This window comes from Janibacter sp. CFPM2_SD2, assembly GCF_057364645.1.
Genome location: NZ_JBNFOF010000222.1, coordinates 1 through 4,820, shown reverse-complemented (window position 1 = coordinate 4,820; position 4,820 = coordinate 1). Strand labels below are relative to the sequence as shown.

General features: G+C 71.9%; 5 protein-coding genes and 1 pseudogene. 2 read left to right on the top strand and 4 right to left on the bottom strand.

Annotation, left to right across the window (positions count from 1 at the left end):
- A partial coding sequence (locus tag AC2W7J_RS15840) for a hypothetical protein (protein WP_485983578.1) occupies positions 1–202 on the bottom strand: 202 nt, incomplete at its 3' end.
- On the opposite strand from AC2W7J_RS15840, the gene AC2W7J_RS15835 reads away from it, so the two are divergent.
- The gene (locus tag AC2W7J_RS15835; protein WP_255185197.1) at positions 194–355 is read left to right on the top strand and encodes a hypothetical protein; all 162 of its coding nucleotides are present in this window, start codon (positions 194–196) and stop codon (positions 353–355) included. The two genes, AC2W7J_RS15840 and AC2W7J_RS15835, sit on opposite strands and share 9 nt — an antisense overlap.
- On the opposite strand, the pseudogene serC reads toward AC2W7J_RS15835, so the two are convergent.
- From serC to AC2W7J_RS15820, 3 genes and pseudogenes are all read right to left on the bottom strand, one after another.
- A pseudogene (gene serC / locus AC2W7J_RS15830) lies at positions 334–1,455 on the bottom strand (phosphoserine transaminase). The gene AC2W7J_RS15835 and the pseudogene serC overlap by 22 nt on opposite strands.
- A 59-nt stretch (positions 1,456–1,514) precedes the next feature.
- On the bottom strand, positions 1,515–2,429 hold the full coding sequence (locus AC2W7J_RS15825; RefSeq protein WP_485983575.1) for an SCO4651 family lipoprotein: 915 nt from the start codon (positions 2,427–2,429) through the stop codon (positions 1,515–1,517).
- Positions 2,430–2,434: 5 nt separating this feature from the next.
- Entirely contained in the window at positions 2,435–3,544 is a 1,110-nt protein-coding gene (locus AC2W7J_RS15820) for a citrate synthase 2 (protein WP_255185200.1), read from the bottom strand.
- Between the two features lie 130 nt (positions 3,545–3,674).
- Here AC2W7J_RS15820 and AC2W7J_RS15815 point away from each other — a divergent pair.
- The coding region (locus AC2W7J_RS15815) for an acyltransferase family protein (protein ID WP_485983573.1) at positions 3,675–4,820 on the top strand (1,146 nt) is incomplete at its 3' end.

Here is a 4,820-nt window from a genome sequence, read left to right as displayed (position 1 = left end):
TCCCGGCGGCGGCGCTCCAGCGACCCGGTCGGCCGGTCCGCCACACGAGGACCGCCAGCAGCAGGCCGGTGACCCAGGCGGCGACGGCGGAGGGCAGCCGGGCGGCGACGCGGGTGTCGCCGAGGACGAGCTGGGCCACCGCCATGAGCTGCTTGACGAGCGGTGGGTGCTGCGCATTGACCAACCAGTCGCCGTGGAGCATGCCGACGGCGGCCTGGTGGTAGTAGAGCTCGTCGCCGGCGAGGTGCGCCGCATCGAGCCGCCAGCCGATGGTCAGGGCACCGACGACGCTCGCGGCGAGCAGGAGGAGGTGTCGGGCCCGGAGGCGAGCGGTCAGAGCCGCTCCACCACGTAGTCGATGCAGTCGAGGAGCGCCGACACGTCGTCGGGGTCGACGGCGGGGAAGGTCGCGATGCGCAGCTGGTTGCGCCCCAGCTTGCGATAGGGCTCGATGTCGACGACGCCGTTGCGCCGCAGGGTCGCCGCGACGGCGGCGGCGTCGACGGACTCGTCGAGGTCGACCGTCGTGACGACCTGCGAGCGGGCCGCGGGGTCGGTGACGAAGAGGTGCGTGTGCTCTCCCTTCGTCGCCCAGTCGTGGATCCGCGACGAGGACTCGGCCGTGCGGGCGGTGGTGAAGTCGAGGCCGCCGGAGGCGAGCATCCAGCGCACCTGCTCGGCCATGAGGGCGAGCGTGGCGACGGCCGGGGTGTTGAGGGTCTGGTCCTTGCGCGAGTTGTCGATCGCGGCGGTCAGCGAGAGGAAGTCGGGGATCCACCGGTCGGTGGCGGCGATCTCCTCGGCCCGGGCCAGCGCCGCCGGGCTCATGATCGCGAACCAGATGCCGCCGTCGGAGGCGAAGGACTTCTGCGGGGCGAAGTAGTAGGCGTCGGTCTGCGCGATGTCGACGGGCAGGCCGCCGGCGCCGGAGGTCGCGTCGACGAGGACGAGGGCGCCGTCGTCGGCCCCCGCCGGGCGCTGCACCGGCGCCATTGACGCCGGTCGAGGTCTCGTTGTGCGGCCACGCATAGGTGTCGACGCCCGCGACCGCCTCGGGGAGGCTCAGCCGCCGGGCTCGGCCGTGCGGACGTCGGGGTCGGCGACGAAGGGGGCGCGGCGGGTGACCGCGGCGAACTTGCCGGAGAACTCGCCGAAGACGCAGTGCTGGGCCCGCTCGCGGACCAGGCCGAGGGCGGCGATGTCCCAGAAGGCGGTCGAGCCGCCGTTGCCGAGGACGACCTCGTAGCCGTCGGGCAGGGAGAAGAGCTCGGTCAGGCCCTCGCGCAGGTCGCGCACGAGCCCGCGCACCGGCGCCTGCCGGTGGGAGGTGCCCAGGACGTCACCGGCGATCGACTGCAGGTAGGCCAGCTGCTCTGGGCGCACCAGCGAGGGGCCGGAGCCGAAGCGGCCGTCGCGGGGCTTGCGCTCGTCGGGGATGATGATCGCGTCGCTCACGGGCCCGAGTCTGACCTACCGGGCGCGGCGGTTGCCACCCGGTCCCAGATGCCGTGCGGTCAGGGGGTCTTGGCCAGCTCCGAGCCGCTGGGCGCGGTGATCGAGACCGGCTCGCCCCACTCGGAGGCCAGGAGACGGGCGGTCGCGCCGTTGAGGGTGAACTCCATCCGGCGGATGAGGTCGTCCTCGTCGAGCCACACGTCGTAGATGACGGTCTCGGGTGCGCCCGGGGCGGGCTTCATGCCGAGCTCGCGCAACGACGTCGCGGTGTCGACGGTGGCCGTGTAGTGGGTCGTCGAGACGCCGCCGACGTCCTCGGTGCCCTTGTTGCCCGCCTTCTCCACCCCGGCGACGAAGGCGTCGAGCTGGCGGCGCATCGACAGGATCTGCACCTGGTCGATGGTCGTCTTGACGAGGGGGTTGGTCGAGTCCTCGTCGACCTTGACCCACTTCGGGGGCTGGGCGAGGTAGTACTGCCCGTCGACGAGCCGGTAGCCCAGCTGCTGCCCCGCGAGGGAGACGTCCATGTCGAGGGAGTCGGCGGACAGGTCCTGCACACCGGTCGCCGAGGCCTGCGACTGGCCGGCGATCTTGGCCGTCACGTCGATCTTGACCGTGGGGTTGGCGTCCACCGCCGCCTCGAGGCGGTCGGTGAACTCCGCGGCGTCGAAGGGGGCGCCGGTGTCGGTCGAGGTCGACGACGAGGTGCTCGAGGACTTCGTCGAGTTGGACAGGGTCGGCTCGTCGGAGTCGGCGTCGGAGTCCGTCGTGGAGCCGGAGGTCGAGCGGGGCGAGCTCGTGCTCGAGCCGCCCGGTGTGCTGTCCTTGCCGCCGCCGGGGGTCGGCGTCGAGGAGTTGGACACGCTGTCACCCCCCGTCCCGGCGGTCGGCCCGGGGCCGCCGTCACCCCCGCACGCGGAGAGGGTGAGGGCGGTCGCGAGCGCGAGCGTCAGGGCGGGGGAGCGGCGTCGCATGCGGCTCAGGCGCCGGGCAGCTGGTCGTAGCCGGCGACCTCGGTGATCGCGCGCGGGCCGTGGCCGATGTAGTTGCTGCTCGGGCGGATGAGGCGACCGGTGCGCTTCTGCTCGAGGACGTGGGCGGCCCAGCCGGCGGTGCGGGCGCAGACGAAGAGCGGGGTCATCATCTCGCCGGGGACGTCGGCGAAGTCGAGCAGGACCGCGGCCCAGTAGTCGACATTGGTCTCCATCTTGCGGTCCGGGTAGCGGTCCGCGAGCTCGGCGATCGCGGCCTTCTCCAGCTCGAGGGCGACCTCGTAGCGGGGCGCGCCCAGGCGCTTGCAGGTGTCGCGCAGGACGGCGGCGCGCGGGTCGTAGGCCCGGTAGACGCGGTGCCCGAAGCCCATGAGGCGCTCCTTGCGGTCGAGCGCGTCCTTGACGTACTTCGTCGCGTCGCCGGTGCGCTCGACGCCCTCGATCATGTGCTGGGCACGCGAGGGGGCGCCGCCGTGGAGCGGGCCGGACATCGCGCCGACGGCGCCGGAGAGGCAGGCCGCGGCGTCGGCGCCGGTCGAGGCGATGACGCGGGCGGTGAAGGTGGAGGCGTTCATCCCGTGCTCGGCGGCGGAGATGAAGTAGGCGTCGATGGCCTCGACGTGCTTCGGGTCCGGCTCGCCGCGCCAGCGGATCATGAAGCGCTCGACGATGTTCTTGCCCTCGTCGACGCGGGCCTGCGGGACCATCGCGGAGTTCTGCCCGTGCGCCGACTGGGCGATGAAGGACAGCGCCATGACCGAGGCGCGGGCCAGGTCGTCACGGACCTGGGTGTCGTCGATGTCGAGGAGCGGCTTGAAGCCCCACAGCGGCGCGAGCTGGGCCAGGGCCGACTGGACGTCGACGCGGATGTCGCCGCTGTGGACCGGCAGCGGGAAGGGCTCGGCGGGCGGCAGGCCCGGGTCGAAGCTGTCGTCGACGAGCAGGCCCCAGACCCGCCCGAAGGAGACCTTGCCGACCAGGTCGTTGATGTCGACCCCGCGATAACGCAGGTTGCCGCCGGCCTTGTCCGGCTCGGCGATCTCCGACTCGAAGGCGACGACGCCCTCCAGCCCGTGCTTGACCTCGGTGTCAGTCATCTCGGTGGCCTTCCTTCGTGCGCAAGGTGATCTCAGGGCCATTCTGCACGTTCCCGACGACAGGACGATCCCGGGGCAACCAGCCGGTAGCATGCCCGGGGCCACGCAGACGATCGACGAGGAGCTCCGGGTGGTGCGTTCACGCCTCGGGTACAGCCCGGCTCTCGACGGGGTGCGAGGCCTCTTCATGCTCTGCTTCATGGCCTACCACTTCGGGGTGGACCAGCTCGCCGGCATGTGGGTGTGCATCAACCTCTTCTTCGTCCTGTCGGCCTTCCTCATCACCCGACTGCTCGTCGAGGAGCGGGTCCAGCACGGTGACATCGACGTCTGGGCCTTCTACCGGCGCCGTGCCCGCCGGCTCCTGCCCGGGCTCTTCCTCGTCCTGACCTTCGTCCTCGTCTACGCGGTGCTGTGGGCCGACGACGCGGTCCGCCGCAAGATCGGCGGCGACGTCCTCGCCACCCTCGGCTACGTCATGAACTGGCGGCTGATCGCCGAGGGTGACCAGTACTTCGGGACGAAGGGAGGGGAGTCCCCCCTTCGTCATGCCTGGACCCTGGCGATCGAGGAGCAGTTCTACGTCCTCGTCCCCTTCGTCATCCTCGGTCTGATGCTCTGGGCCCGCACGCGCCGGCGGATGGCCCTCGTGCTGCTCGCCGGTGCCGTCGCCAGCGCGGTGTGGACCGCGGTCGTCGGCTTCCACGACGCGAGCGACTACCCCCGCGTCTACTACGGCACCGACACCCGCGCCCAGGCCCTCTTCATCGGTGCCGCCCTCGGCGTGTGGCTCGCCCCCGGGCGCAGCGGGGCGCTGCCGTCCTTCTCCCGGCCGGTCGTCGCCGTCGCCGGGGTGGTCGGCGTCGTCTCGAGCGTCTTCTCCTTCGTCGTCGTCGGGCCCTACTCGGGCTGGATGTTCAACCTCGGCGGCATGTTCTTCTTCGCGCTCGGCAGCGCGCTGCTCGTCATCGCCTGCGTCGACGAGCGGCCGAGCTGGGTGCACGCGATCTTCGGCTGGCGGCCGCTGGCCCACGCCGGCCGACTTTCCTACGGCCTCTACCTGTGGCACTGGCCGATCTGGCTGGCCGTCGGCAACGGCCGGCTCACCGACAACGCGATCATCGAGTTCGTCCTGTGCGCCGTGCTGACGATCGGCATCGCCCAGCTGTCCTACCAGTACGTCGAGCGCCCGGTCATCAAGCGCGGCGTCCGCGGCCTGCTGCCGTCCGTGCGCACCCCGGTCGTCGCGACCCTGCTGCCGGTCGCCCTGCTCGCC

Bases quoted from the DNA above. Each gene is read 5' to 3' on its own strand.
- AC2W7J_RS15825 (WP_485983575.1), bottom strand. From the start codon at position 2,429: ATGCGACGCCGCTCCCCCGCCCTGACGCTCGCGCTCGCGACCGCCCTC.
- AC2W7J_RS15820 (WP_255185200.1), bottom strand. From the start codon at position 3,544: ATGACTGACACCGAGGTCAAGCACGGGCTGGAGGGCGTCGTCGCCTTC.